General features: G+C 66.0%; 17 protein-coding genes and 2 pseudogenes. 6 read left to right on the top strand and 13 right to left on the bottom strand.

What is annotated here, in order from left to right; all coding sequences use genetic code 11:
• The first annotated feature begins 11 nt into the window (after nucleotides 1-11).
• The 3 genes from R2669_RS17605 (at nucleotide 12) to R2669_RS17595 (ending at nucleotide 2,850) form a co-directional block, all read left to right on the top strand.
• A complete protein-coding gene (locus tag R2669_RS17605) occupies nucleotides 12-653 on the top strand; it encodes a glutathione S-transferase family protein (protein WP_316901526.1) in 642 nt (213 codons plus the stop codon).
• Between the two features lie 89 nt (nucleotides 654-742).
• On the top strand, nucleotides 743-2,029 hold the full coding sequence (locus tag R2669_RS17600; RefSeq protein ID WP_147214168.1) for an MASE1 domain-containing protein: 1,287 nt from the start codon (nucleotides 743-745) through the stop codon (nucleotides 2,027-2,029).
• Nucleotides 2,026-2,850 carry an alpha/beta hydrolase gene (locus R2669_RS17595; RefSeq protein ID WP_316901521.1) on the top strand — a complete coding sequence of 275 codons (825 nt, stop codon included), beginning with the start codon at nucleotides 2,026-2,028 and terminating at the stop codon, nucleotides 2,848-2,850. Before R2669_RS17600 ends, R2669_RS17595 begins: the two co-directional genes overlap by 4 nt.
• Before the next feature lie 12 nt (nucleotides 2,851-2,862).
• On the opposite strand, the gene R2669_RS17590 is transcribed toward R2669_RS17595, so the two are convergent.
• From R2669_RS17590 to R2669_RS17580, 3 genes are all read right to left on the bottom strand, one after another.
• A complete protein-coding gene (locus R2669_RS17590; RefSeq protein ID WP_316901519.1) occupies nucleotides 2,863-6,018 on the bottom strand; it encodes a multidrug efflux RND transporter permease subunit in 3,156 nt (1,051 codons plus the stop codon).
• Nucleotides 6,019-6,020: 2 nt separating this feature from the next.
• The gene (locus tag R2669_RS17585) at nucleotides 6,021-7,202 is read right to left on the bottom strand and encodes an efflux RND transporter periplasmic adaptor subunit (protein ID WP_430708808.1); all 1,182 of its coding nucleotides are present in this window, start codon (nucleotides 7,200-7,202) and stop codon (nucleotides 6,021-6,023) included.
• Between the two features lie 183 nt (nucleotides 7,203-7,385).
• Complete coding sequence (locus R2669_RS17580; RefSeq protein WP_316901517.1) at nucleotides 7,386-9,731, bottom strand: patatin-like phospholipase family protein; 2,346 nt, start codon at nucleotides 9,729-9,731, stop codon at nucleotides 7,386-7,388.
• A 271-nt stretch (nucleotides 9,732-10,002) separates the two neighbouring features.
• Here R2669_RS17580 and R2669_RS17575 point away from each other — a divergent pair, with 271 nt between their 5' ends.
• Both R2669_RS17575 and R2669_RS17570 read left to right on the top strand, forming a co-directional pair.
• Nucleotides 10,003-11,679, top strand: coding sequence for an L-lactate permease (locus tag R2669_RS17575; protein WP_147214163.1), 1,677 nt, complete (start codon nucleotides 10,003-10,005; stop codon nucleotides 11,677-11,679).
• A 567-nt stretch (nucleotides 11,680-12,246) separates the two neighbouring features.
• On the top strand, nucleotides 12,247-14,079 hold the full coding sequence (locus R2669_RS17570; RefSeq protein WP_316901516.1) for an ABC transporter ATP-binding protein: 1,833 nt from the start codon (nucleotides 12,247-12,249) through the stop codon (nucleotides 14,077-14,079).
• A gap of 3 nt (nucleotides 14,080-14,082) precedes the next feature.
• Here the strand turns inward: R2669_RS17570 and R2669_RS17565 are convergent, their stop codons facing one another.
• From R2669_RS17565 to R2669_RS24835, 10 genes and pseudogenes are all read right to left on the bottom strand, one after another.
• Nucleotides 14,083-15,402 (bottom strand): MFS transporter, encoded by a 1,320-nt coding sequence (locus R2669_RS17565; protein ID WP_316901514.1) that lies wholly within the window; start codon nucleotides 15,400-15,402, stop codon nucleotides 14,083-14,085.
• Between the two features lie 47 nt (nucleotides 15,403-15,449).
• Complete coding sequence (locus R2669_RS17560; RefSeq protein WP_147214160.1) at nucleotides 15,450-16,832, bottom strand: amino acid permease; 1,383 nt, start codon at nucleotides 16,830-16,832, stop codon at nucleotides 15,450-15,452.
• A gap of 238 nt (nucleotides 16,833-17,070) precedes the next feature.
• Nucleotides 17,071-17,616 carry a chromate transporter gene (locus R2669_RS17555; protein ID WP_316888132.1) on the bottom strand — a complete coding sequence of 182 codons (546 nt, stop codon included), beginning with the start codon at nucleotides 17,614-17,616 and terminating at the stop codon, nucleotides 17,071-17,073.
• The gene (locus R2669_RS17550; RefSeq protein WP_027677829.1) at nucleotides 17,598-18,170 is read right to left on the bottom strand and encodes a chromate transporter; all 573 of its coding nucleotides are present in this window, start codon (nucleotides 18,168-18,170) and stop codon (nucleotides 17,598-17,600) included. Before R2669_RS17550 ends, R2669_RS17555 begins: the two co-directional genes overlap by 19 nt.
• Nucleotides 18,171-18,174: 4 nt before the next feature.
• Nucleotides 18,175-20,517 carry a DNA topoisomerase IV subunit A gene (gene parC, locus R2669_RS17545; RefSeq protein WP_316901511.1) on the bottom strand — a complete coding sequence of 781 codons (2,343 nt, stop codon included), beginning with the start codon at nucleotides 20,515-20,517 and terminating at the stop codon, nucleotides 18,175-18,177.
• Between the two features lie 49 nt (nucleotides 20,518-20,566).
• Entirely contained in the window at nucleotides 20,567-21,457 is an 891-nt protein-coding gene (locus R2669_RS17540; protein WP_316901508.1) for a lytic transglycosylase domain-containing protein, read from the bottom strand.
• Between the two features lie 16 nt (nucleotides 21,458-21,473).
• The gene (locus R2669_RS17535) at nucleotides 21,474-23,471 is read right to left on the bottom strand and encodes a DNA topoisomerase IV subunit B (protein ID WP_316901507.1); all 1,998 of its coding nucleotides are present in this window, start codon (nucleotides 23,469-23,471) and stop codon (nucleotides 21,474-21,476) included.
• A gap of 172 nt (nucleotides 23,472-23,643) precedes the next feature.
• A complete protein-coding gene (locus R2669_RS24845) occupies nucleotides 23,644-23,949 on the bottom strand; it encodes a hypothetical protein (RefSeq protein ID WP_410003868.1) in 306 nt (101 codons plus the stop codon).
• Between the two features lie 258 nt (nucleotides 23,950-24,207).
• Nucleotides 24,208-24,519 (bottom strand): annotated as a pseudogene (locus R2669_RS24840) (ATP-binding cassette domain-containing protein); the annotation flags it as partial.
• 201 nt (nucleotides 24,520-24,720) lie between these two features.
• Nucleotides 24,721-25,554, bottom strand: a pseudogene (locus R2669_RS24835) (ABC-F family ATP-binding cassette domain-containing protein); the annotation flags it as partial.
• A 175-nt stretch (nucleotides 25,555-25,729) separates the two neighbouring features.
• On the opposite strand from R2669_RS24835, the gene R2669_RS17525 reads away from it, so the two are divergent.
• Entirely contained in the window at nucleotides 25,730-25,936 is a 207-nt protein-coding gene (locus R2669_RS17525) for a hypothetical protein (protein WP_316874205.1), read from the top strand.
• Nucleotides 25,937-26,270: the final 334 nt, after the last annotated feature.

The following is a 26,270-nucleotide window of genomic DNA, read 5'->3' as shown; positions in this document are numbered from 1 at the left end:
AGCCGTCGTCGATGCTGCGGATCTGGGGAAGACTCTCTTCGGTCAACGTTCAGAAAGTGGTCTGGTGCGCGCGCGAGCTGTCGCTGGACCATGAGCGCATCGACGTCGGCGGCGCCTTCGGCGGCGTCGACACACCGGAATTCAAGGCGATGAACCCGAACGGGATGATCCCCGTCATCGAAGACGGCCTGAACGATTCCGCCGATACCCGCTTCGTGCTGTGGGAATCCAACGCCATCGTGCGCTATCTCTCGGCACGCTACGGCCCGGGCAACCTCTACCCGCTTGAACTTCACGAGCGCGCCGATGCCGACCGCTGGATGGACTGGCAGACCACGTCGTACAGCCCGTCGATGGTGGATGCCTTCATGCAGCTCGTGCGCACGCCGGAAGACCAGCGCGACGCCGCGCGCATTGAACGCTCGCGCCAGGCCGCAGAACGCAGCACCGCCGTCCTCGAAGCCGTGCTGGCCAAGCAGCCCTACGTGGCCGGCCGCCGCTTCACCATGGCCGACATCGTCTGCGGCTGCGCCACACACCGCTGGCTCGGCCTGCCGATGGATCGCCCGGCGCGCCCGAACCTCGAGCGGTGGATGGCCGAGTTGCGCGACCGGCGCGCCGCACGGGAAGTCTTGGCGCTGCCTGTCGTCTAAGCCCGCCCGAAACCGGTTGCGGTAGCATCACCAACCGCGCACGGCACCCAAGCCGGCGCGGTTTTTTGTTTTCACCGAGGGAAACCCGGATGCCATTGAACCGACCTTCCACCACCGTCGCCACGATCCTCTGGGGCGCGCTTTACCTGGTTGCCGCCATCGTGTCGCATCGGCTGAATGGCCCGGTCGACATGACGGGCTACATCTGGCTGCCGGCAGGCGTGACCATGGCGGCGTTCATGCTGCGGCCTTACCGCGAATGGCCGGGGCTCGGCGCGGCGTTTGCCGTGGCCCAGCTGGCGCTGGCCGCGATTGAACACACCAACCCCGCGCACGCCATGCTGTTCGTGCTCGACGAGGCGGGGAGCGCGGCCCTGGCCGTGGCCCTGGTGAGGCTCGCGCGCGTGCCGCTCGAAGGGTTGTACTTCGTGCGCGCGATGCTGGTGGCGGGCGCGGTCAGCGCGCTGCTCGGGGCGCTGTTCGGGGCGGCATGGTTTGCGTGGTCCCAGGGTGGCGCATTCGGGCACGTCCTGCGCATCTGGGCGGCGTCGGATTTCCTGGGCGTGCTGATCGTCACGCCGGTGCTGGCCGCATGGTCGCGCTTTCGCGCATTCCGCTCGGGCGGCACGGACCGCACGGACTTCCTGCTGGGCCTGGCGGCTGCGATTGCGCTGGCGCTGTCGGCGTACGTCATCTTCGATGGCAACAGCGATGCCAAGTTTGGCGACGGCATCGGCTTTGCGCTGACCTACGTCCCGTTGTTCTTTGCCGTGGTGGTGGCCCTGCTGTGGGGCGGCCGCGGCGGCTCCATGGCCGTGCTGCTGCTCACGCTCGTGGCGCTGACGCAAACCGCCGAGGGCGACGGCCCGTTCGCCGTGCTCGATCACCACTATGGCCAGTCGCTGCTGGAAGCGCAGCTGTACCTGGGCATTGCCGCGCTGCTGGTGCTGCTGGTGAGCGCGCTCAAGACCACACGCGAACAACTGCACGAGCAGAGCGCGCAATGGCAGAACCGCGTGGAACTGGCGTTGGCAACATCGGGCCAGCTCGTCTACACCATCGACCCCGCCAGTGGCCGCATCGACTGGGGCGGCGACGTGGTCCTCGTCTTCGGACACGACGCGACGAGCATGGCGTCGATCTCGACCGTCCTGCAACTGGTGCATCCGGATGACCGCGACGCGCTGCGCGCACGTTGGCTCGGAGAAACCGCGCTGGACGACGGGGCCGCCATGCCCGCGCGCCGCCAGACCCTGCGCATCACCGCACGCGACGGCACGCTGCACACCGTGGTGGATACCGGCGGCCCGCTGATGGACGCCGTCGGCAACATGGCGCTTGTCACTGGTACCTGGTCGGTCGAGACCGCACTGTGACGGCATTGGCGTCCGGCAGCACGGCTGTGCTGCTGATCCATGGCCTGGGCGGCACGGCCTACGACGTGGGCGTGCTGCAGAAAGCGCTGCGCAACGCCGGCGCCGCCACGCACGTGCCGACCTTGCCCGGCCATGGCACGCGCCCCGAAGACCTGATCCACATGCCCGCCGAGGCCTGGCTTGAAACGCTCACGCAAACGTATGAGCAGCTCGCCGCCGAGCACGACGCCGTGCATATCGCCGGGATGTGCATGGGCGCATTGCTGGCACTGGTGCTGGCGCACCGGGTTCGGCATGGCATTGCACGCCCGCACGACAGGCTGGCGCTGCTCGCCACGCCGATCCATATCGATGGCTGGTCGACGCCGTGGTATCGGGATCTGCGCCACGTGGTCTATCGCATCCCGGGCATGGCGGCGCGCATGCGCGTGGAAGAAGACGAGCCGTTCGGCATCAAGAACCCGCTGTTGCGGCGGATCATCAAGGCGAAGCTCGCGCGCGGCGACAGCTTCCACTACCCGTGGGTGCCGCTGGCCTGCATTCGGCAGGTGGATCGGCTGCGACGCTGGGCGCTGGCTGGCGCGCCCGAGACGCAGTGCCAGACGCTGGTGATCCATTCACGTGAAGACGAACTCACCAGCCTGCGCTCCGCTGAAACGTTGCAAGCCACCCTGCCCCATGCGCGCAGCGTCGTGCTCGAAAACAGCTACCACATGATCTGCGTAGACAACGATCGCGATCAGGTCGCCGCAGAGGTCCTCGGCTTTTTCGGTTTCGACCCCGCAGCGGCCAGGCGCAAGAGCCCAGCCGCCGCAGATTGATCACGACGCCGGTCAGGCCGCCGGCCCCGCAGTCTCGTGCTCGTGCGCCGCGTCCAGCCGGCGCTGCCGCTCGCTGCCCTTGAACACGCGCCGCACCACCACAAAGAACACCGGCACCAGGAACACCGCCAGCACCGTCGCCGCGATGATCCCGCCCAGCACACCCGTGCCGATGGCGCGCTGGCTGGCCGATGCCGCGCCGGTCGCAACCGCCAGCGGCACGACGCCAAAGGCAAACGCCAGCGACGTCATCACGATCGGCCGGAAGCGCAGCCGCGCGGCCTCCAGCGTGGCTTCAATCAGGCCCATGCCCTGCGCCACCAGATCCTTGGCCACTTCGATGATCAGGATCGCGTTCTTGGCCGACAGGCCAATCGTGGCAATCAGCCCGACCTTGAAGTAGATGTCGTTGGGCAGGAAGCGCAGCGTGGCGCCCAGCAGCGCGCCCAACACGCCCAGCGGCACCACCAGCATGACCGCCAGCGGAATCGACCAGCTCTCGTACAGCGCTGCGAGGCACAGGAAGACGACGAGGATCGACAGCGCAAACAGCGCCGGCGCCTGCGCTCCCGACAGCCGCTCCTCGAACGACTGGCCCGTCCACTCGTAGCCGAAGCCTTCGGGCAGGCCTCGCGCGATCGACTCCATCGCCGCCATGGCCTCGCCTGAGCTGTGACCCGGCGCGGGCGCGCCGGTGATCGTCATGGCCGGAAAGCCGTTGTAGCGGTCGAGCTTGAGCGGCCCGACGATCCACTTCGTCGTGGTGAACGCCGAGAGCGGCACCATCGCCCCAGCCGCATTGCGCACATGCATGCGGCCAAGCTGCTCGACCGAGACGCGCTGCTTGCCGTCGGCCTGCACGATCACGCGGCGCACCTGGTTGCGGTAGACGAAATCGCCTGCGTAATCGGAGCCGAACATCACGGCCAGCGTGCGGTTGATGTCATCAATCGCCACGCCCATCGACAGCGCCTTCTTGCGGTCCACATCGATCAGCACCTGCGGTGCATCGCCCTGGCCCGCAAACGTGACTTCCGACAGCGCGGGATGCTTCGCGGCCTCAGCGAGCATGCGGTCGCGTGCCTGCGCGAGGCGCTCGTAGCCGGCGCCTCCGCGGTCCTCCAGACGCAGGTCGAAGCCGGGCTTGCTGCCCAGCTCCGGCAGCGCGGGCGAGTTCATCGCCATGACCATCGCGCCCTTGATCTTGCCGAACGCCGCGTTGGCGCGCTCGACCACGGCGTCGACGTGCTGGTCAGCGCCCTTGCGCTCCTTCCAGTCCTTGAGCGTCAGGAACAGCATGGCCGCGTTCTGCCCGTTGCCGTACAGGCTGAAGCCCGTGATGGCCAGCGTGGACGCCACCGCCGGCTCCTGCGTCATGAAGTGCTGCTCGGCCTGCCGCACAACGTCGAGCGTTTGCGCCTGTGTGGCGCCGGTCGGCAGCATGACGACGGTCATGAACTCGCCGGTGTCCTCTTCCGGCAGGAAGGCCGTGGGCAGTTGCGTGAACAGCAGCACCACCACGCCGATGACGGCGCCGTACGCAATCAGCGCGCGGCCCGTGCGGTTCAGCAGCCTGGCAACGCCGCCTTGGTAGCGTGCCGTCAACCGCGCAAAGCCCCGGTTGAATGCGCCGAAGAAGCCCTTGCGGTCCACACCGTGGCCAGCCTGCACCGGCTTGAGCAGCGTCGCGCAAAGCGCTGGCGTAAGCGTCAGTGCCAGGAAGGCCGAAAACACCATCGACACCGCCAGCGACAACGAAAACTGCCGGTAGATATTGCCCACCGCGCCGCCAAAGAACGCCATCGGCACGAACACCGCCGTCAGCACCAGCGAGATGCCGACGATGGCCCCGCTGATCTGCCGCATTGCCTTGGCCGTCGCCTCGCGCGGCGAGAGCCCATCTTCGTGCATCACGCGTTCGACGTTTTCCACCACCACGATCGCATCGTCGACGAGGATGCCGATGGCCAGCACCAGGCCGAACAGCGTCAGCACGTTGATGGAAAAACCCATCGGCAGCATCACCGCAAACGTGCCCAGCAGCGCGATCGGCACGACCAGCGTCGGGATCAGCGTCGCGCGCAGGTTCTGCATGAACAGCATCATCACCAGGAACACCAGCACCACGGCTTCGAGCAGCGTCTTGACCACCTGCTCGATGGCGATGCCGACAAAGCGCGAGCTGTCGTACGCCACCTCGTAGCGCACGCCGGGCGGGAAATGCGCCTGCGCTTCGTCCAGCACCGCGCGCACGCGCTTGGCCACGCCCACGGCGTTGGCGCCAGGGGCGAGCTTGATGCCGATGGTCGTGGCCGGCTTGCCGTTCATGCGCGAGAGGTAGAGGTAATCGCTGCCGCCCAGCTCCACGCGCGCCACATCGCGCAGCAGCACCATGCGGCCTTGCGCGTCCGCACGCAGCGGGATCTGGCCGAATGCATCCGGCGTGGTCAGCCCATCGTCGCCGGTGACGCTCGCGTTGATGGGCGCGCTGCCCGGCACGGCGCCGCTGCCGATCTCGCCCACGGTGATGCGCGCGTTGTAGCGGCGCACGGCATCGCTCAGGTCGCCGGCGGTCAGGCCCAATGCGGTCAACTTGTCGGCATCGGGCCAGATGCGCATGGCGTATTCCGCGTCGAACAACTGCGCGGTGCCAACGCCCGGCACGCGGCGCAACTGCGGAATCAAATCTGACGAAGCGAGGTCGCCCAGGTCGATGCCGTCAAAGCGGCCACGCTCGGCCGTCAGCGACAGATACATCATGTAGTTCTCGGCCGCCTTCTCGATGCGGATGCCGTTGCGGCGCACGACCTCGGGCAGACGTTCTTCGACGATCTTCAGCCGGTTCTGCACCTCCACCGCCGCAAGATCGGGGCTTGTGCCCTGCGTGAACGACAGGTTGATCGACACGTTGCCCGCCGCATCGGACGACGACGACATGTACAGCAGCCCCGGCGCGCCGTTCATCTCGCGCTCGATGATGGCGGTGACGGCACTCTCCACCGTGCGCGCCGACGCGCCGGGATAGTTGGCCGAGATGCTGACGTTGGGCGGGGCAATGTTCGGGTACTGCGCCACGGGGAGTTTGGGCAGCGCGAGCACGCCGGCCAGGATGATGGCCAGCGCAATCACCCAGGCAAAGACCGGGCGGTCGATAAAGAAGCGCGCCATGGTCAGCCCTTCTTCGGCTTGGTGTCAGCACGCGGTGCTGCGGGCACCGGCTTGACCGCCATGCCCGCTTCCAGCGTCTGCATGCCAGGAATGGCGAGGCGCTCTCCGCCGGACAGCCCGCTCGTCACCAGCCATTGGTCAGCGGCCAACGTTTGCGCAGTCACGGCACGAGCGGCCAGCGTGTTGTCGGCCTGTACCACGAACACCGATGCCCCGTGGCGATCACGCTGCAACGCGCCCTTCGGGATCGTCACCGCGCCCTGCTGCACGGCGTGGGAGAGCTTCACGCGCACGTACATGCCGGGCAGCAGCAGGCCATCAGGGTTCGGCAGCACGGCGCGCATCGAGACGTTGTCCGTCGCGCGGTCCACCGCCAAGTCGGAGAACAGCAGCTTGCCCGGGCGCTCGTACGCCACGCCATCGCTCAGGATGACCTGCACGCCGATGTCCTGGCCGCTCAATGCAGCGGCCTGGCCCTTCTTGAGCGCGCGCTGCAAGGCCAGCACTTCGGCAGCGGGCTGTGCGAAGTCGACGTAGATCGGGTCGATCTGCTCGACGGTGGTGAGCGGCGTGGCAGCGTCTTCCTTGACCAGCGCGCCTTCGGTGACCTGCGCGCGGCGCGAGCGGCCGGCAATCGGCGCGGTAACGGTGGCATAGCCCAAGCGCAGTTGCGCGGTTTCCAGCGCGGCACGGCTGGAGACCACGTCTGCGGCGGCCTGACGCTCGGCGGCTTGCGCTTCAGCGTATTCCAGCTCGCTCACGGCGCGCGTGGCGGCCAGCCCCTTGTAGCGCGCGGCCTTGTCGCGGGCGATGGCGAGTTGCGCCTGCGCACGGGCAAGCGCGCCTTGCGCGGCGTCCACCTGTGCCTTGAGCGGCGCCGGGTCGATGCGGAAGAGCACCTGGCCGGCCTTGACCGCCTGGCCTTCTTCGTACGCGCGCTTGAGGACGATGCCGTCGACGCGCGCACGCACTTCCGCCGTGCGATACGGCTCAAGCCGGCCCGGCAGTTCGGTCACCAGCGGCGCATCGGAGCGCTGTGCAACGACAAACTCGACCTCCGGCGGGCCAGCGGGCTTGGCGGCCTCATCCGCATGCTTGCCGCACGCCTGCAACACAGCCAACGCGCACGCGCACAGCAACCACCGGGACGAGCGGAAACGACGGAACAACACGGAGAACATCATGAAAAAGGGGGCTGGGCGCGACCGCGCCCGAGGTCTTGAACGAAGCGAAGCGGAAGGCTAGCACGCACGTCCGCCGCGACCTGACCGATTGATTTCCCAGTCTGATCAAGACCTTACGAAGCGCGCATTGCCGCCGCGCGCGCGCAAGCCCGCTGCCGCCTGCTGCGGTTTCAGAACGTCAGATCAGAAGACGCGACCAAGCTGCAGGTACACGTTCCACACGCCCTGCGGCGCCACCGCAAAACCGAAGTACAGCGGCCCGATCGGACTGTTGCCGCCAACGAATACGCTGCCGCTCTTCAGGTAAGGCCCCCGCCCGAAGTTGTTGCGCAGTTGCCAGACGTTGCCGGCCTCCGCGCTGGCGCCGAACACCGGCGCGCGCAGGCCGAGCAGATCGTCGATGCGCAGGTCGTACAGGTAGGTCAGGCGGCCGTACAGCATGTACTGGCCGTTGAACTGATCCTGCGCGTAGGCCGAAAGGTGCTGGAAGCCACCGAGGAAAAAGCCTTCGTTGGCGCCATTGCCCGTGTTGCCGCCGTTTTCCCGCGTCGGGCTGTTGACGCCAAACTGGCCGGCCCCTTCCAGCGCCACATTGAACGTGTGGCGGCCGTAGCTCGTCGCCCACAGGCCCTTGGCCTGGGCGGTGTTGAACTTCTTGTCGAGCGATCCAAAACCGGCTTCCACGCTGCTGTAGAAGTAATAGCCGCTGCGCGGAAACAGCGGGTCATCCAGTTGGTCCAGCGTCAGCTGCGCGCGGAAGGCCGGCTGCTTGGCGCGCAGCGTCGGCAGATCCAGCGCCCCTTCGTCCGTCAACGCCAGATAGTTGAACGCTGCGCTCTTGCTCATGTAGTTCACGCCCAGCCGCAGTTCGCCCTTGCGGCCGAGCGGAATGCCGAGGTCGACGCCGGCACGCGCGGTCTCCATGGTGATGCTGTTGAACGCCTTGGCCTCCTTGGTCGGCGCCTGGTCGTCAAAGTAGAGGTCGAAGCGGCGGCGCGAATACTCGGCATACGGCGCCACGTAGAACCCGCGCGCCTGCCAGAGCGGCTGACGCAATTCGGTATGGATGCTCGCCCGGTTGCTGCCGAGCACGATGTCATTGCGCCATTCCAGCCCGCTCTGCGTGAGCCACGGATACCGGTGGCCGAGATTGACGTTGAACGCGCCGCGCCCGTCGAAGTTGGTCGACATGCCCAGCCCGAACAGGAAGAACTGGTTGCCCCAGGACTTTTCACGCGCGTCGATCTTCAGCGTATGCACGCCGTTCTGTTCCACCAGTTGCTGCGTGACGGTTTCGAAGTCGCCCGTGGTGGCCAGCGCCGACAGCTCGCGGTTGAGCGCCTCGGCGTCATATGCGTCGCCTTCGCGCACCTTGATCAACTGGCGCACACGCGCAGGCGGAACCCGGCCGCTGGTGGTCACGTCAATGGCGTCGATGCGCGCGCCTGCCACCAACGTGCCGTAGGGCTCGTGGGCAGCACGGTACGCGGCATACGCCTGCGGCGAGAGCGACAACGCCGCGAGCTTCGCGCCCACGCCCTGCGCCGCGCGCTCCCCCTGCCGCACGCCCTGCGGGCCCTTGGCGAAATCGGTGAACGAAAGCTCGGAAAGCTGCGGCTCGATCAACACATCCTTGCCGCGCAGCAGCGCCTTTTGCGCCCGCACGTTCTGGCCGACGAGGATGGTGATCATCTGCTGCGTCACCGCCGCCGGCGAGGTCAGATCTTCCGGCCGCTGCAAATCCGACCCGATGTTGACGGCGATGATGATGTCCGCGCCCATGTCGCGCGCGAGCTGCACGGGCAGGTTGCTCACCAGGCCGCCATCCACCAGCGTGCGGCCGCCCACTTCGATGGGCGCGAACAGGCCGGGCACCGCCATGCTGGCGCGCATGGCCAGCGGCAGCGAGCCGTGGTCGAGAATCACCCCGTCGCCCGTGGCCAGATCCGTCGCCATGGCCTTGAAGGGAATCGGCAGGTGCGAGAACGCGATGTTGTCGGGCCACTGCGCCGTCCAGTTCTTGAGCAGCGCAAGCAGGCGGTTGCCCTGCACCAGCCCGGCCGGCAGCTTGAGCCTGCCGTCGCCATAGCCGGCGGACAGGCCGATCGGATACTGGAAATCATCTTCGCGCAGCGACTGCGGCAGCTTGGCCCGATCGTTGCGATCGAAGGCGATGTCGCTCAGGTCCACCTGCGAGAGCTTCTGCTCCAGCGCGTCCGCACGCATGCCGCTGGCGTACAGGCCGCCCACCACGGCGCCCATGCTGGTGGCGGCAATCACGTCCACGGGAATGCGCATGCGCTCCAGCATCTTGAGCACGCCGATATGCGCATAGCCGCGCGCCCCGCCGCCCGAGAGCACCAGACCGATACGCGGCCGCGTCGATTCGGCATTCGGTTGCGTTGGCGCTGCCGCAGTCTGGCCATGCACGGCGGGCGACAGCATTGCCATTGCCACAAACGCGGTGAGCACGGCGGTAGCCAAACGGGCGCCGCGGCGGCGAGACAGGAAGGCCGTCAGAGAAGCCATGGATGGAAGGCGAATTGGGGTGGGTGCGGGTTGGGTGGGGTGCGCTGCAGGCGCAATGATTCCACAACCCGGATTTACCCGGTGCAATTGCGCACCCCGCGCCATACCACGCGCCAGCGCCGATGAATACTTTTCAGGGCGAAAGTGACAGAATATTGCCGGGACCCGGACACGCTTGTTCCTACAATCCGCGTTTGCCCCTTAAAAAAGGGGCGACAGAAGACGTTCGGTATCGAGAAGAACTGAAACGCCCAAACAGGAGGAGATCAAGATGTGGAATCAAGTCTATGACCCGCTCGGCAGTGCCGTGTGGTCGACCATCGCAGCCGGGATACCGGTAGCGGTGCTGCTGTGCTCGCTGGCGTTCTTCCATATGCAGGCGCATCTGGCCGCGGGCCTGGCGCTGATTGTCGGGGTGGGGATCGCCTCGTTCGTGTTCGGCATGCCGACCGCAATGGCCGGCAAGGCAGCGGGCCTGGGCATCGTCTCCGGCCTGTTCCCGATTGGCTGGATCGTTCTCAACATCATCTTCCTGCATCGGCTCACCACCTTGAACGGGTCATTCAAGGTCTTGCAGAGCTCGATTTCCGGCATTACCGAAGACCGCCGCCTGCAACTGCTGCTGGTGGCGTTCAGCTTTGGCGCGTTCTTCGAAGGCGCCGCGGGCTTCGGCACGCCGGTGGCCGTCACGGGCGCCATCCTGATCGGCCTGGGCTTCTCGCCGCTGGCCGCGTCTGGCCTGGCACTCATCGCCAACACCGCGCCGGTGGCCTACGGCGCGCTGGGCGCCCCGCTCATCGGGCTGGCTTCCGTTACGGGGCTGGACTTGCTGCAGCTCTCCGCCATGGTCGGCCGCCAGTTGCCGTTCTTCTCGGTGCTGGTGCCGTTCTGGCTGATCTGGGCGTTCGCGGGCTTCCGCGGCATGCTGCAGATCTGGCCGGCGATCCTGGTGGCGGGCGTGTCGTTTGCCATTCCGCAGTTCCTGGTGTCGAACTTCCACGGCCCGTGGCTGGTGGACGTGATTGCGGCGCTGGTGTCGATGGGCACGCTCACGCTGTTCCTCAAGGTGTGGAAGCCCAAGACGATCTGGACGTCGACCGCCCTGCGCAACCGTGAGGACAACTCCCGCGTCGACCCCGAAGCCGCCGCCGAAGCCCGCGAAGCCACCACGGCCACCAACGGCAAGATCACGCGCGTGCAGGCATGGCTGCCCTGGGTGATCCTCACGGTGTTTGTCTTCATCTGGGGCGTGCCGCAGTTCAAGGCATTTGCCGACGGCCTGTGGGCCTACAAATTCGCCATCCCGGGCCTCGACAAGATGGTGCTCAAGGGCCCGCCGGTGGTGCCCAAGGTGATTGCCGAAGGCGCGGTGTTCAACTTCAACGTGCTGTCGATGGCGGGCACGGGCATCCTGGTGTCGGCCCTCGTGGGCGGCCTGCTGATGGGCTACTCGCTGCCGCGCATGCTCAAGGAGTACTGGAACACCATCAAGCTGACGCGCTATTCGCTGCTGACGATCTGCGCGATGTTCGGCATCGGCTACCTGACCCGCTACTCCGGTCTGGACGCCACGCTGGGCCTGGCCTTCGCCCACACGGGCGTGCTGTACCCGCTGTTCGGCACGATGCTGGGCTGGCTGGGGGTGGCGCTGACCGGCTCGGATACGGCATCGAACGTGCTGTTCGGCGGCCTGCAGAAGACCACGGCCGAGCAGCTTGGCCTGTCGCCGATCCTCATGTCGGCGGCCAACAGCTCGGGCGGCGTGATGGGCAAGATGATCGACGCGCAGTCCATCGTCGTGGCGTCCACGGCCACCAAGTGGTACGGCCACGAGGGCGACATCCTGCGCTACGTGTTCTTCCACTCGCTGGCGCTCGCCTTCCTGGTGGGGCTGATGATTACCCTGCAGGCCTATGTGGAGCCGTTCACGCGGATGGTGGTGCACTGAGCCCCCGCTCCCGACGGAACCCGAAAGCCGCTCAACCGAGCGGCTTTTTTCATGCGAAGCCGACACGTCGAGCGAAAAGCCTCGCACGTCGGGTTCCGAACTCCAGCGTCGGAGCAAAAAGCCTCATACGTCGAGCTCTGAGCTCCACTCGCCGAGCAAAAAGCCTCACCCGTCGAGCTCCGAGCTCCACCTGCCGAGCAAAAAGCCTCGCGCATCGAGCTCCGAGCTCCACCTGCCGAGCAAAAAGCCTCGCGCGTCGAGCTCTGAGCTCCAATCGCCGAGCAAAAAGCCTCACGCGTCGAGCTCTGAGCTCCAACCGCCGAGCAAAAAGCCTCAAGCGCCGAGCTCCGAGCTCCAACCGCCGAGCAAAAAGCCTCACGCGCCGAGCTCCGAGCTCCAATCGCCGAGCAAAAAGCCTCAAGCGCCGAGATCTGAGCTCCACCCACCGAGCCCTGCACGCCGTAAGCCACCCCGCCAACAAGGGCACTTTCACGCGCGTATCATGGGCAGCTCTTCCGCGCACGTCCCGCCCTGGGGCGTCGGTCTCCTCTTCACCCCCGACCCGACATGCTGCTGCGCCGCCTGGAAAAGCTCATCGATCCGTTCCGTCCCCTGCCCGACACACAGCCTCCGGCCAATGTCTGGCGCTTCTACGCCTACTTCCTGCGCGAAGTGCGTGGCGTCTTCGCGTTCCTGCTGGTCGTTGGGTTGCTGGGCGCGCTGATTGAAGTCGCGCTGTTCGACTTCCTGGGCCGCATCGTCGACATGATCCAGGCGACACCCGGCCCCGAGTTCTTCGGCCGCCACCGGAACGAGCTGTTGTGGATGGCCTTTGTGGCGCTGATCGCGCGGCCGGTCATCTTCGGGCTGCACGACGTGCTCGTGCATCAGGTCATCAACCCCAACCTGTCGAACCTGATCCGCTGGCAGAACCACCGCTACGTGCTCAAGCAGAGCCTGACGTTCTTCCAGAACGACTTTGCGGGCCGCATTGCCCAGCGGATCATGCAGACCGGTTTTTCATTGCGCGATTCCGCCGTGCAGTCCGTGGATGCGCTCTGGCATGTGGTGATCTATGCGATCAGTGCGATGGTGCTGTTCGCCAAGGCCGACTGGTGGCTCGTGGTGCCGCTGCTGGTGTGGATTGGCTGCTACGTCGCGGCGCTGAGCTACTTCGTGCCGCGCGTGAAGGCGCGGTCGGTCATCGCCACGGAGTCGCGCTCCAAGCTGATGGGCCGCATCGTTGACGGCTACACCAACATCACCACGCTCAAGCTGTTCGCGCATACGCAGCATGAAGAAAGCTACGCGCGCGACGCCATGGCCGAGCAGACGGATAAGACGCGCCTGTCCGGCCGCATGATCAGCGGCATGGATTTCACCATCACGGCCATGAACGGCCTGCTGATTGTCGGCACATCGGCGCTCGCGCTGTGGCTGTGGAGCGAGGGCCGGGTGAGCGCCGGCACCATTGCGCTGACGACGGGGCTGGTGATCCGCATCAACAACATGTCGGGCTGGATCATGTGGGTGGTCAACGGCATCTTTGAAAACGTCGGGCAAGTGCAGGACGGCATGCAGACCATCGCGCTGCCGCGCGCCGTGATCGACCAGCCCGATGCCAAGCCGCTGCACGTGACGCGGGGCGAAGTGCGCTTCGAGCACGTCGGCTTTCACTACGGCAAGGGCAGCGGCGTGATCGAAGGGCTGGATCTCGTGGTGCGCCCCGGCGAACGGATCGGCCTGGTTGGCCCGTCCGGTGCGGGCAAATCGACGCTGGTGAATCTGCTGCTGCGCCTGTACGACGTGGAGCGCGGCCGGATTCTCGTCGACGGTCAGGACATTGCAGCGGTGACGCAAGAGAGCCTGCGCGACCAGATCGGCATGGTCACGCAGGACACATCACTGCTGCACCGCTCCATTCGCGACAACCTGCGCTACGGCAAACCCGACAGCACCGAGGCTGAGTTGATGCAGGCCGTGCACCGTGCGCGCGCCGACGAGTTCATCCCGCAGCTATCCGATGCGCAAGGGCGACGCGGCTTTGATGCGCTGGTGGGGGAACGCGGGGTGAAGCTGTCGGGCGGTCAGCGGCAGCGCATCGCGATTGCGCGCGTGCTGCTCAAGGACGCGCCGATCCTGATCCTGGACGAAGCCACGTCCGCGCTGGATTCGGAAGTGGAAGCCGCCATCCAGGAAAGCCTGGAAACGCTGATGCAGGGCAAGACCGTGATTGCCATCGCGCACCGGCTCTCGACCATCGCGCGCATGGACCGGCTGGTCGTGCTCGATGGCGGGCGCATCGTCGAGAGCGGCACGCACGCGGAGCTGCTGGAACACGGCGGCCTGTATGCGCGGCTGTGGGCGCACCAGACCGGCGGTTTCGTTGGTGTGGACTGAGCGTTACGACAGGCGGCGGCCGAGCGTCTCGGGCACCATCGCCAGCCCGATCAGCGAGATCAGGCCGCAGCCGATCACGTAGAACGCCGGCGCGTTGGCGTTGCCCGTGAGGTGGATCAGCTCGGTCGAGAAGAACTGCGCAAAGCCGCCAAAGATGGCGATGGCCACGCAGTAGGCAATCGACAGCCCCGTGGCGCGCAGCCGCTGCGGCAGCACCTCGCTCACCAGCACCATGGATGCCGGCGAGGTCATCGACATCGGCACCGACAGGCAGCCGACCACGATCAGCAAGCGGGCGAGCGATGGGTCTGCGTTGATGAGTGCGAAGGCCGGATAGATCATTGCCAGCAGTGCAACACGCGACCACAGCACGACCTTGCGGCGCCCGACGCGGTCGGCCAGCCGGCCGGCGAACGGCGACAGCACCACCTGCACCAGCGCCGCAATGCACGCCGCCCAGATCCCCAGCGACAGCGGCATGTGCAGCACGCTCACGGCGTAGTTGCTGAGGTAGTACACGATGATGTACGTGGACGACGCCACGCCGATCATCAGCAGGATGCTGGCGACCAGCGCACGACGGTGTTCGCGCAGCAACGGCAGCGTGGCGTCGGCTTCGCGCGTGCTGGGCGGTGCGGCGGTTTCCTCCAGACGGCGGCGGATGATCAGGCCGACCGGGATGACGAGAATGCCGATGACGAACGCCAGGCGCCAGCCCCACGACTCCAGCGCCGTAGGCGCCAGCACGTTGCTCAGCAGCAGGCCGACCAGCGCGCCGAACAGCGCGGCCAGCCCCTGGCTGAACGGCTGCCAGCTCGTATAGAAGCCGCGCGAGCGGTCGTCGGCGTATTCCAGCAGCAGCGCAGTCGAAGCACCCATCTCGCCGCCGATGGCAAAGCCCTGCACCAGCCGCGCCAGCACGACGAGCATGGGCGCGAGGATGCCGATCTGGGCGTAGGTCGGCGTGACGACAAAGACGAGCGACGACAGCCCCATCAGCCACAACGTGAGCGCCACGGCGGGCTTGCGGCCTGCGCGATCGGCGTACATGCCGATCAGCAGACCGCCGAGCGGACGCATCAGGAAGCCCACGCCAAAGGTGGCGAACGACATCAGCAACTGGCCAGTCGCGTTGCCGACGGGAAAGTACAGCCGGCCGATCAGCGTGGCGAAGAAGCTGTAGACCACGAAGTCATAGAACTCGAGGCCGTTGCCGATGGTGATGGCGGCAATGGCCCGCGTGCGTGACAGCGGTTGCGTGTGGACGGTCGCCTGCGCGCCGGCGGGGCCGGCGTACGACGGCGCAGAGGTGTGGTTCGACATGGGTTGTCTCCGGAACTCGTCTTCTTATTTGCGGGGGCGGGCCGGGCTCACGCCCCGCTGGCCTCTTCCGCCAGAACGGCCGCTGCGTTGGGCTTCACGCGCAGATACCATGCGGCCGACATGAGCAGCACCCAGCCTGCGCCAACGTACAGCGCCACGCGGGTGTCTTCCATGGTGCCCAGCACGCCGATCACGAACAGCATGAACGCGATGGCAAGGGCCGGCCCCACGGGCCACAGCGGCACCTTGAACTTGAGCGCCCGCACTTCTTCCGCCGACAGGCGACGGCGCATCGCCACCTGCGACAGCAGGATCATCAGCCAGACCCACACGGTGGCGAACGTGGCGATCGACGCGATGATCACGAAGACGTTCTCGGGAATCAGGTAGTTCAGCACCACGCCGCACAGCAGCGCGCCGGCCATGAACAGCACCGTCACCCAGGGCACACCGTGGCGCGACGTGGCCGCAAAGATGCGCGGCGCCTGGCCCTGCTCGGCCATGCCGTACATCATCCGGCCCGCGCCGAAGATGTTGCTGTTGATGGCCGAGATGGCTGCCGAAATGACGATGAGGTTCAGGATTGCCGCCGCCGACTGGATGCCCAGTCCGGAGAAGATCTGCACGAACGGGCTGCCCTGGCCGTCGATGCCCGTCCACGGGAAGATCGCCATCAGCACACACATGGTCAGCACGTAGAACAACAGGATGCGCGCCGGCACGGCATTGATGGCCTTCGGGATGACCTTGTCGGGGTTCTGCGCCTCGCCGCCGGTGATGCCGATGATCTCGACGCCGCCATACGCAAACATCACCACGGCAAACGACGCCACGAGGCCGCCCACGCCGTGCGGCAGGAAACCGCCGTGCGACCAGAGATTGCTCAGGCCCGATGCGTGCTCGCCGTTCATCTTCACGCCGAGGAACAGGATGACGGTGCCGCCGACGATCATGGCGCCGATCGCCACGATCTTGATCAGCGCGAGCCAGAATTCCATCTCGCCGAACACCTTGACGTTGCAGAGGTTGAGGCCGCAGATGAGCATGACGATGCCGAGCACCCAGATCCATTGCGGGACCTCGGGAAACCAGAAGCCCATGTAGATGCCGAAGGCGGTCACGTCGGCCAAGCAGACGATCACCATTTCGAGGATGTACGTCCAGCCGGTGAGAAAGCCGGCGAGCGGGCCGAGGTTGTCGCGCGCATAGCGCCCAAACGAGCCGGAAACCGGCTGGCGCACCGCCATCTCGCCGAGCGCGCGCATGACCATGTAGACGGCCGCGCCGCCGATGATGTACGCGAGGATCACGGCCGGCCCGGCCAGCTGGATGGCCGAAGCAGAGCCGTAGAAAAGGCCCGTGCCGATGGCCGAACCGAGCGCGAGAAAGCGGATATGCCGCGCGCGCAGGTTGCGTTGAAGGTGTTCCAAACTGTCTCCTCTTTATGTCGGCGAGGCTGTCCGTGCAGATCGGGGCTTGACGCATGCGCTAAGCGGACCGGAATTCACATACAGACAACATCGCTTTGATCGATATGTTGTTGTATATACATCATGAGCGGCATTGGGGTATTCCCGAGGGCTGCGCGCCCGGCTCGATGGCGAGCGGGTCAAGAAAAAAGGCGGACATGCGTCCGCCTTGGATTTCGCTGGCCGTGCGGCACGAGCGCTACACCCAACCCATGCCGCCGACCAATGCCCCCAACCCAACCAGCACCAGCGGGTGGACACGGGTGAAGGAGCACGCCACGACCGTCGCCACGGTCAGCGCGATGGTGCTGAAGCTGCTGTCTGCGGCGCGTGCGAGCACCCAGCCGGTGGAGAACAGCAGGCCGATCGTCAGCGGTGCCAGGCCACGGCGGACCAGTGCAATCCAGCGCGCGTCGGGCTTGCGGTCCATGACGCGCGCGATGACGGCAGCAATCACGCACGATGGCCCGCAGATGCCGACCAGCGAGGCAATCGCCCCACCCAGACCCGCCGCCTGCCAGCCGAACAACTCCACGAACAGCACGTTGGGGCCCGGCGCCGCCTGCGAGATGGCATACATGGCGCTCAGCTGCTCGCTTGTCATGTAATGCCGAGTGTCGACCAGGAAACGGTGCATGTCGGGCAGCGTCGAGCTGGCCCCGCCAATGGCGAGAAACGACAGCACGAGAAAGTGCCAGAACAGGTCGAAGACGGTGGTGAGATAACTCATCGCATTGCCCACCATTCGAGCACGAGTGCGAGCGGAATCAGCACCAGCATGACCGGCAGCAACGGCCACTGCAGGACGCCAATCGTCAGGAAAACCGCCAGGCCGATGCCGAGCGCACGCCAGGTGCGCGACTGCCCCTGCGCCAGCTTCACGGCCGTTGAGAGCACCAGCCCCGCTGCCACCGCCGCCATGCCCTTGAGCAGGTTCTGCACCACCGACAGCGCGCTGAAGTGGTCGTACAGCATGACGATCAGCAACAGCACTACGGCGGGCGTGAGCACCAGACCGGCCATGGCGGCCGCGGCGCCGCGCACCCCGTGAAAGCGGTAGCCGAGCATCACCGAAAGGTTGACCACATTCGGGCCAGGCAACACCTGGCCCAGGCTCAGGAGTTCAGCGAACTCGGTGTTGGAGAGCCAGCGGTTGCGATCGACAATGCCGGCGCGCGCAAAGGGCAGCACGCCGCCGAAGCCCGACAGGCCCATCCGCGCAAACTCGGTGAAGAGTTTGCTGCAGGACGGGATGTTTGCTGCGATGTTGGCTTCAGGCGCGGCGGTCGGATCGCTCATGGGTTCAGGCGGCGTCCGGCGCGGGCTTGGGCAACGAGAGCTTCGGATCGCGCAGCTTGGGCTCCAGCGTCTTGCCCTTGCGTGCGCGCTTGCCGGCGTACGGCTCCTGGGCGCGCGTCGTCAGGGTCTGCTCGACTGCCTTGCCGCCGCGCGGACCGGTGCCCGAGAGCACAAAGCCCGCTGCGCCAAAGGCCACCGCCTGGAGCAGCGTTTCGTTTTTCTCCAGCTCCATCAGGATCACGCCACGTCCACCGCTGGCGAGCGTCTTCAACTCGCTGATCTGGAACAGCAGCATGCGGCCGCCTTCGGACAGGCACGCCACGCCGTAAGCGTCCGCCGGCACCGGCGCCGGTTTGTTCGGTTGATCGCCTTCGTCCAGCGTCAGGAACGCCTTGCCGGCCTTCTGACGGCCGACCATGTCGCCCACCTTGGCCAGGAAGCCGTTGCCGCCGCGCGTGGAGATCACCAGGTTCTGTTCGGCATGGCCCGCGAACGTGTGGGCGATGTGCGTGCCCGGCGCGAGTTCGATCAGCGTCGTCAGCGGCACGCCGTCGCCGCGACCGCCCGGCAGGTTCGCTACGGCCACGGAATAGACGCGGCCCGTGCCCTTGTCGTCGCGCGTGCCGAAGATCAGCAGCGCATCAGTGGTGCGGCATTCAAACGTGTCATACAGCGTATCGCCCGCCTTGAAGGCGAACTGCGTGGCGTCGTGGCCATGGCCCTGGCGCGTGCGCACCCAGCCCTTCTGCGAGACGATCACCGTGACGGGTTCGTCGACGACCTTCACTTCGGCAGCGGCGCGGCGCTCTTCCTGGATGAACGTGCGGCGGTCGTCGCCGTATTGCTTCGCGTCGGTCTCGATCTCCTTGATGATGCGACGGCGCATCATGGTCTCGGACTTCAGCAGCACGTCCAGCTCGCCCTGTTCTTCGCGCAGGTTCTTCAGCTCCTGCTCGATCTTGATGGCTTCCAGGCGGGCCAGCTGGCGCAGGCGGATTTCCAGGATGTCTTCGGCCTGACGATCGCTCAGGTTGAAGACCTGGATCAGCGCGGCCTTCGGGTCTTCGCTCTCGCGGATGATGCGGATCACGTCTTCAATGCGCAGCAGCACGAGCTGCCGGCCTTCGAGAATGTGGATGCGGTCTTCGACCTTGCCCAGACGATGGCGCGTGCGACGCGTGACCGTGGCAAAGCGGTATGCAATCCATTCGCGCAGGATCTCGGCCAGGCCCTTCTGGCGCGGCCGGCCATCCGTGCCGATCATCACCAGGTTGATGGCCGCGCCCGATTCCAGCGATGTGTGCGCCAGCAGCGCGTTGGCAAATTCCTGCTGGTCGATGTTCTTGCTCTTGGGCTCGAACACGAGGCGCACCGGCGCGTCCTTGCCGGACTCGTCGCGCACGGCATCGAGCAGGCCCAGCATGGTCTGCTTCATGGTGAGCTGATCCGGCGACAGCGACTTCTTGCCCGTGCGCACCTTCGGGTTCGTCAGCTCTTCAATCTCTTCCAGCACCTTCTGCGACGAGGTGTTGGGCGGCAATTCGTTCACCACGAGTTGCCACTGGCCGCGCGCGAGTTCTTCGATCTTCCAGCGCGCACGCACCTTCAGGCTGCCGCGACCGCTCTCGTACACCTGCGCAATGTCGGCTGCGGACGAGATGATCTGGCCGCCGCCCGGGAAGTCCGGGCCCGGCATGTACTGCATCAGGTCGGTGCTGGTGAGCTTGTCGTCGCGAATGAGCGCCACGGTGGCATTCGCCACTTCGCGCAGGTTGTGCGACGGGATCTCGGTGGCCATCCCCACCGCAATGCCCGATGCGCCGTTGAGCAGCACGAACGGCAGGCGCGCCGGCAGGAGCTTCGGCTCTTCCATCGAGCCGTCGTAGTTGGGGATGAAATCGACCGTGCCCTGGTCCAGCTCTTCGAGCAGCAAGCGCGAGATGGGCGTGAGGCGCGCTTCGGTGTAGCGCATCGCCGCCGCGCCGTCGCCATCGCGCGAGCCGAAGTTGCCCTGGCCGTCGATCAGCGGATAACGCAGCGAGAAATCCTGCGCCAGGCGCACCAGTGCGTCGTAGGCGGATTGATCGCCGTGCGGGTGATATTTACCGAGCACGTCGCCCACCACACGCGCCGATTTGACGGGCTTGGCATCGGCGCGCAGGCCCATCTCGTGCATCGCAAACAGGATGCGGCGCTGCACCGGCTTCTGGCCATCGGCCACCTCGGGCAGCGCGCGGCCCTTGACCACGCTGATGGCGTAGTCGAGGTAAGCGCGCTCGGCATAGGCGCCAAGCGTGAGCGCTTCGGCCGGCTCGCTGGGGTCGAAGAGGATGTCTTGTTGTTCCATGGAGGCTCAAGCGAAAGCGGCGCGCTTCAACGTGGCGGCGCCGCCGGGATCAATGTTGGGGGAGGTTCGTGGCCACGCCGGTGGCCGGGTCCAATACGAGTTCGATGCGTGCGGGCCGGCCCGTGCGGCCCGGCTTGCGCGTAGCGATGACGCCGTTGCCGCTCACGTTCATCAACCCGGGCACGGCGGCGACCGGGTTGTAGTAGCGATAGAACTGCAGCACCGTCTTCACGTAGTTCTGTGTCTCGGCGTACGGCGGAATGTCGTTGCCGTGCTTCTGCACCGCGCCCTCGCCCGCGTTGTAAGCGGCCAATACGAGTTCAAGGTTGCCCGAGAACATACGCAGCAGATCGCTCAGGTAACGCACGCCGGTGGTGATGTTGGTCTTCGGGTCGGCCAGCTTCTGTGCAGCCGTGCGGCGGGCGTCGCCGGTCACGCCGTAACGCGCGCCGGTGTCCGGAATCACCTGCATCAGCCCGATTGCCCCCTTGGGCGACACGGCCTGCGGGTTGAAACCCGATTCAGCGGCAATCACGGCCTTCACCAGCGCGGGGTCGATACCGTGCTTGCTGGCGGCTTGGCGGATCAACGGCTCCACCGTCGGCACGTTCGGATGCTGCAGCACCGCGCGCACCAGGCGCTGGCGCATGCCGGCCGCGTTGTCGAGTGCATCGCGCTTGCTGGCGTTGAGGTACGCATCGGCATCGGGCAGTTCGGTTGCCGGCAGGGCGATGGCGCTGTCGTCCTTGGCCTTGTCGTCACCCTTGCTCGCCACCGCGGCGCCCTTCATGAACAGCACGTAGCGATCGTCCAATCGTTCGGCAGCGAAATGCGCGAGACCGTTTTCATCGATGTAGCCGTAGACGTCCGCGCGCGCCGGCTGGCTGGCCACCAGGGCCAGCGCCGTCAATGCGAGTGCGAAACGTGCAAACAGCTTCATCGTTGTCGGTCAGCGATCAAATATCGGCTTCGACTTCGTTGCCGCGCGCTTCCAGCCACGTGCGTCGCGCGCCGGCTTCGCCCTTGCCCATCAGCATGTTCATCATGTTAATGGTCTGGTCTTGGCCCAGCTCGCCCAGCGCCACGGGCAGCAGGCGGCGCGTGTCGGGGTTCATGGTGGTTTCCCAGAGCTGCTCGGCGCTCATTTCGCCCAGGCCCTTGAAGCGGGAGATCTGCCAGGCGCCTTCCTTCACGCCGTCCTTGCGCAGCTTGTCTTCAATGGCTTCCAGCTCGCCGTCGTCCAGCGCGTAGAGCTTCTGCGCGGGCTTCTTGCCGCGCGCGGGAGCATCGACACGATACAGCGGCGGACGGGCCACGCATACGTTCCCGCGATCGATCAACTGCGGGAAGTGCTTGAAGAACAACGTGAGCAGCAGCACCTGGATGTGCGCGCCGTCCACGTCAGCATCGGACAGGATGCAGATCTTGCCGTAGCGCAGGCCCGACAGGTCGACCGTATCGTTCGGCCCGTGGGGGTCGACGCCGATAGCGACTGCAATGTCATGCACTTCATTGTTGGCGAACAAGCGGTCGCGCTCGGTCTCCCAGGTGTTCAGCACCTTGCCGCGCAACGGCAGGATGGCCTGGAATTCCTTGTCGCGGCCCATCTTGGCCGAGCCGCCGGCAGAATCGCCTTCCACCAGGAAGAGTTCGTTGCGGGTGACGTCGTCGGATTCGCAATCGGTCAGCTTGCCGGGCAGCACGGCCACGCCGGAGCCCTTCTTCTTCTCGACCTTCTGCGCGGCACGTGTGCGCGCCTGCGCCTGCTTGATGACGAGTTCGGCCAGCTTCTTGCCGTGATCGACGTGCTGGTTCAGCCACAGCTCCAGCGCCGGGCGGCTGAAGGTGGATACCAGCCGCACCGCATCGCGGCTGTTCAGGCGTTCCTTGATCTGCCCCTGGAATTGCGGGTCGAGCACCTTGGCCGACAGCACGAACGAAGCGCGCGCAAACACATCTTCGGGCATCAGCTTGACGCCCTTGGGCAGCAGCGCGTGCATCTCGACAAAGCTCTTCACGGCCTGGAACAGGCCTTCGCGCAACCCGGATTCGTGCGTACCGCCGGCGGGCGTGGGGATCAGGTTGACGTACGACTCGCGCACCGGCGAGCCCTCTTCCGTCCAGGCCACCACCCACGACGCGCCTTCACCGAAGGCAAAGCCTTCTTCGCCCGGCTTGTCGGGATCGGCAAAGTGCTCGCCTTCGAACAGCGGGATCACCGGCTCGCGAGTTGGCCCCTGAGCGCTGCCCTGCGCAAGCGATTCGACCAGATAGCCACGCAGGCCCTGGTCGTATTGCCATTCGAGCGTCTCGCCGGTTTTTTCCAGCGTGAGCGTGACCTTCACCCCCGGCAGCAGCACGGCCTTGCTGCGCAGCAAACGCTGCAGCTCGGCCTGCGGGATGTTCTCGGAATCGAAATACTTGGGGTCCGGCCACGCGCGCACGCGTGTGCCGCTCTTCTTCTCGCCGCGTTCGGCCTTGCGGGTGGCGAGCGGTTCGATCACGTCGCCGCCGGAGAACGCGAGCGTCGACACATTGCCGTCACGCCAGACCGTCACTTCCAGCCGCGTCGACAGCGCGTTTGTGACCGACACGCCCACGCCGTGCAAGCCGCCGGAGAACGCGTAGGCGCCGCCGCGGCCCTTGTCGAACTTGCCGCCGGCATGCAGGCGCGTGTAGACGATCTCGACCACCGGCACGCCCTCTTCGGGGTGGATGCCGACAGGAATGCCGCGCGCATCGTCTTCGACACTGACGCTGCCGTCCTTGTGCAGCGTCACGGCGATGAGCTTGCCGTAGCCGCCCAACGCCTCGTCAGCGGAGTTGTCGATGACTTCCTGCACGATGTGCAGGGGATTGTCGGTGCGCGTGTACATGCCCGGCCGTTGCTTGACCGGTTCCAGGCCCTTGAGGACCTTGATCGACGATTCGCTGTATTGGGAGGTTTTGCTCATGGAAGGCGGAAAAACTGACCAGGCTTGGGTCTGTCGCCAAGCACCGGGAATGCAGCGCGCATTGTAAAGGAAGCTGTCCTGGACAATGCGGAGGGATCGTCAGCGTCGGGATGCGCGCGAAAACTCACATTCGCCCGACATCCCGCTGACATATTGCGTGGTTACTGCAGCGTCACACCGTGCCGGCGCGCTTGGCTTCGAGAGCTTCCCAGCGCTCCAGCGCTTCCAGCAGCTCCAGTTCGATGGCTTCGTGGCGCTCGGCCAGCTTTTGCGCGCGCTCCGGGTCGCGGCCGTAGATCGTGCCGTCTTCCAGTTCGCCGCCGACCTGCTTCTGTTCCGCCTCCAGCGCTTCGATGGTGGCGGGCAGCGCGTCCAGTTCGCGCTGCTCCTTGTAGCTGAGCTTGACCGTGGCGCGCTCGCGCGGCTTGGCGGCTTCGGGCTTCTTCTCCTCGGCGACGGGCTTGGCGGCTTGCGCCATCTGCGCCGCGCGCACCGATTGCGTCTGCCAGTCTGAAAACCCACCGACGTATTCACGCCAGCGGCCCTCGCCTTCGGCCGCAATCACCGAAGTCACGACGTTGTCGACGAACGCGCGATCGTGCGAAACCAGGAAAACGGTACCGCTGTATTCCTGCAGCAGTTCTTCCAGCAGTTCCAGCGTGTCGATGTCCAGATCGTTGGTCGGCTCGTCGAGCACCAGCACGTTGGCCGGACGCGCAAACAGGCGTGCCAGCAGCAGCCGGTTGCGCTCACCGCCCGACAGCGAGGCCACCGGCGAGCGCGCACGCTCGGGCGGGAAGAGGAAATCACCCAGGTAGCTCATCACGTGCTTGCGCTGGCCGTTGACTTCGATCCAGTCGCTGCCCGGGCTGATGGTGTCGGCAAGCGAGCGGTTCAGGTCCAATTGCGCGCGCATCTGGTCGAAGTACGCGACCTGCAGGTTGGTGCCGTTGCGCACCGTGCCCGAATCCGGCGCCAGTTCGCCCAGGATCAACTTCAGCAACGTGGTCTTGCCGACGCCGTTGGCGCCGAGAATGCCGACCTTGTCGCCGCGCATGATGGTGGCGGTGAAGTTGTCAACGACGGTCTTGTCGCCATAGCGCTTGGTCACGTCGATCAGCTCGGCGACGATCTTGCCGGAGCGGTCGCCCTGCGAAACCTCCAGCTTCACGTTGCCCTGCACTTCGCGGCGCGCCTGGCGCTCCACACGCATCTGTTCCAGCCGCGCCACACGGCCGACACTGCGTGTGCGGCGCGCTTCCACACCCTTGCGGATCCACACTTCTTCCTGCGCGAGCAGTTTGTCGAAGCGGGCGTTTTCCAGCGCTTCGGCTTCCAGTTCCTGCGCCTTGCGCGTCTGATACGCCGTGAAGTTGCCGGGGTACGAGCGCAGCTTGCCGCGATCGAGCTCGATGATGCGCGTGGCCACGCGGTCCAGAAACGCCCGGTCGTGCGTGATGAACAACACGCTGCCGCGGAAAGCCAACAGCAAGTCTTCGAGCCAGCGGATGGAGTCGTAGTCGAGGTGGTTGGTCGGTTCGTCCAGCAGCAGGATGTCGGGCGCGCCCACCAGCGCCTGGGCGAGCGCCACACGCTTGGTCAGGCCACCCGACAGCGAACCGATGCGCGCGCCGGGCTGCAGGCCCAACTGGGCGATCGTCGTTTCGACGCGCGTGCGCAGTTGCCACGCGTCTGCCGCTTCCAACTGGGATTGCAAGGCCTGCAGCCTGTGCAGCGCATCCTCATCGTTGGAATCGCCCATCGACGTGATCAGCGCTTCGTATTCCGCGAGAAGACCGGCGGCATGCGGCACACCCATCGCCACGGCTTCGGCCACGGTCTGCTCCGGTTCGAATTCGGGCTCCTGCGGCACATAGGCTGAGGTCACGCCGCTCTGGCGGGCGATCAGGCCGTCATCCGGCGACGTCGTCCCCGCCACGATCTTGAGCAGCGACGACTTGCCGGTGCCGTTGCGGCCGATCAGGCCAACGCGCTCGCCGGCCTCCAGCGAGAAATCGGTGTGGTCGAGCAGCGCCACGTGGCCGAACGCCAGTTGCGCATCGGTAATGGAAAACAGGGCCATGCTGGAGTGAAAAAGGTGCAGGCCGCGTACGGGCCGGAAGGCGCGTATTGTAGTCGCCCCGGGCGTCTTCCATCGGCGGCATTGCGCTTGCAGATGCCGGTGCTATAACGCTTGTGCCGCCGGACTCGCTTTTTTCCGGCCGCGCCATCCATACCGTTACGAAAGGGGAACGACGATGCGCGGACTCTTCGGGCTGTTGATCATCTTGATCGTGGCAGGCATTCCGGTGCGGCAGATCTTGCTGCGGACCGGATTCTCACCATGGTGGGCCCTGCTTGTGCTGGTGCCGGTGGTGAATCTGGTGGCGCTGTGGATTTTCGCGTTCTCGAACTGGCCGCGGCAGGCGTCCCAGCCGGGCAACGTGCTGCCGAATCAAAATTGAGCGAGCTCGAACGCGAAAGCGGCAAAGAAAACGGCCCGCTTTCGGCGGGCCGGAAGAGTCTCTCCTCGATGCCTTGCGAACAAGACATGGCCGGAGCATAGCGCCCCTGGTCCGTCTCGGGCAGTCGGGACAAACCCGGTAGGGAAAAACGCCTAACGCTAGGCCCGGTGCGGCTTCGCACCGCAGCAACGCATGCCGCGTCAAGCGTGCACCTCAGGGGGTGTCCCTTGCACCGGCCGCACAGCTGGGACAGTGCGTGGGGGCCACCGCGTGTTGGCCCCGCCCCCCTTGAACCCCCCCCCCCCAGGCCCACATTTTTATGGGGTAATACAAA

The organism is Ralstonia edaphi (genome assembly GCF_958350185.1).
Taxonomy (GTDB): Bacteria; Pseudomonadota; Gammaproteobacteria; order Burkholderiales; family Burkholderiaceae; genus Ralstonia; species Ralstonia edaphi.
Note: the sequence above shows the minus strand (reverse complement) of the source record. Positions and strands in the feature narration are given on the sequence as shown.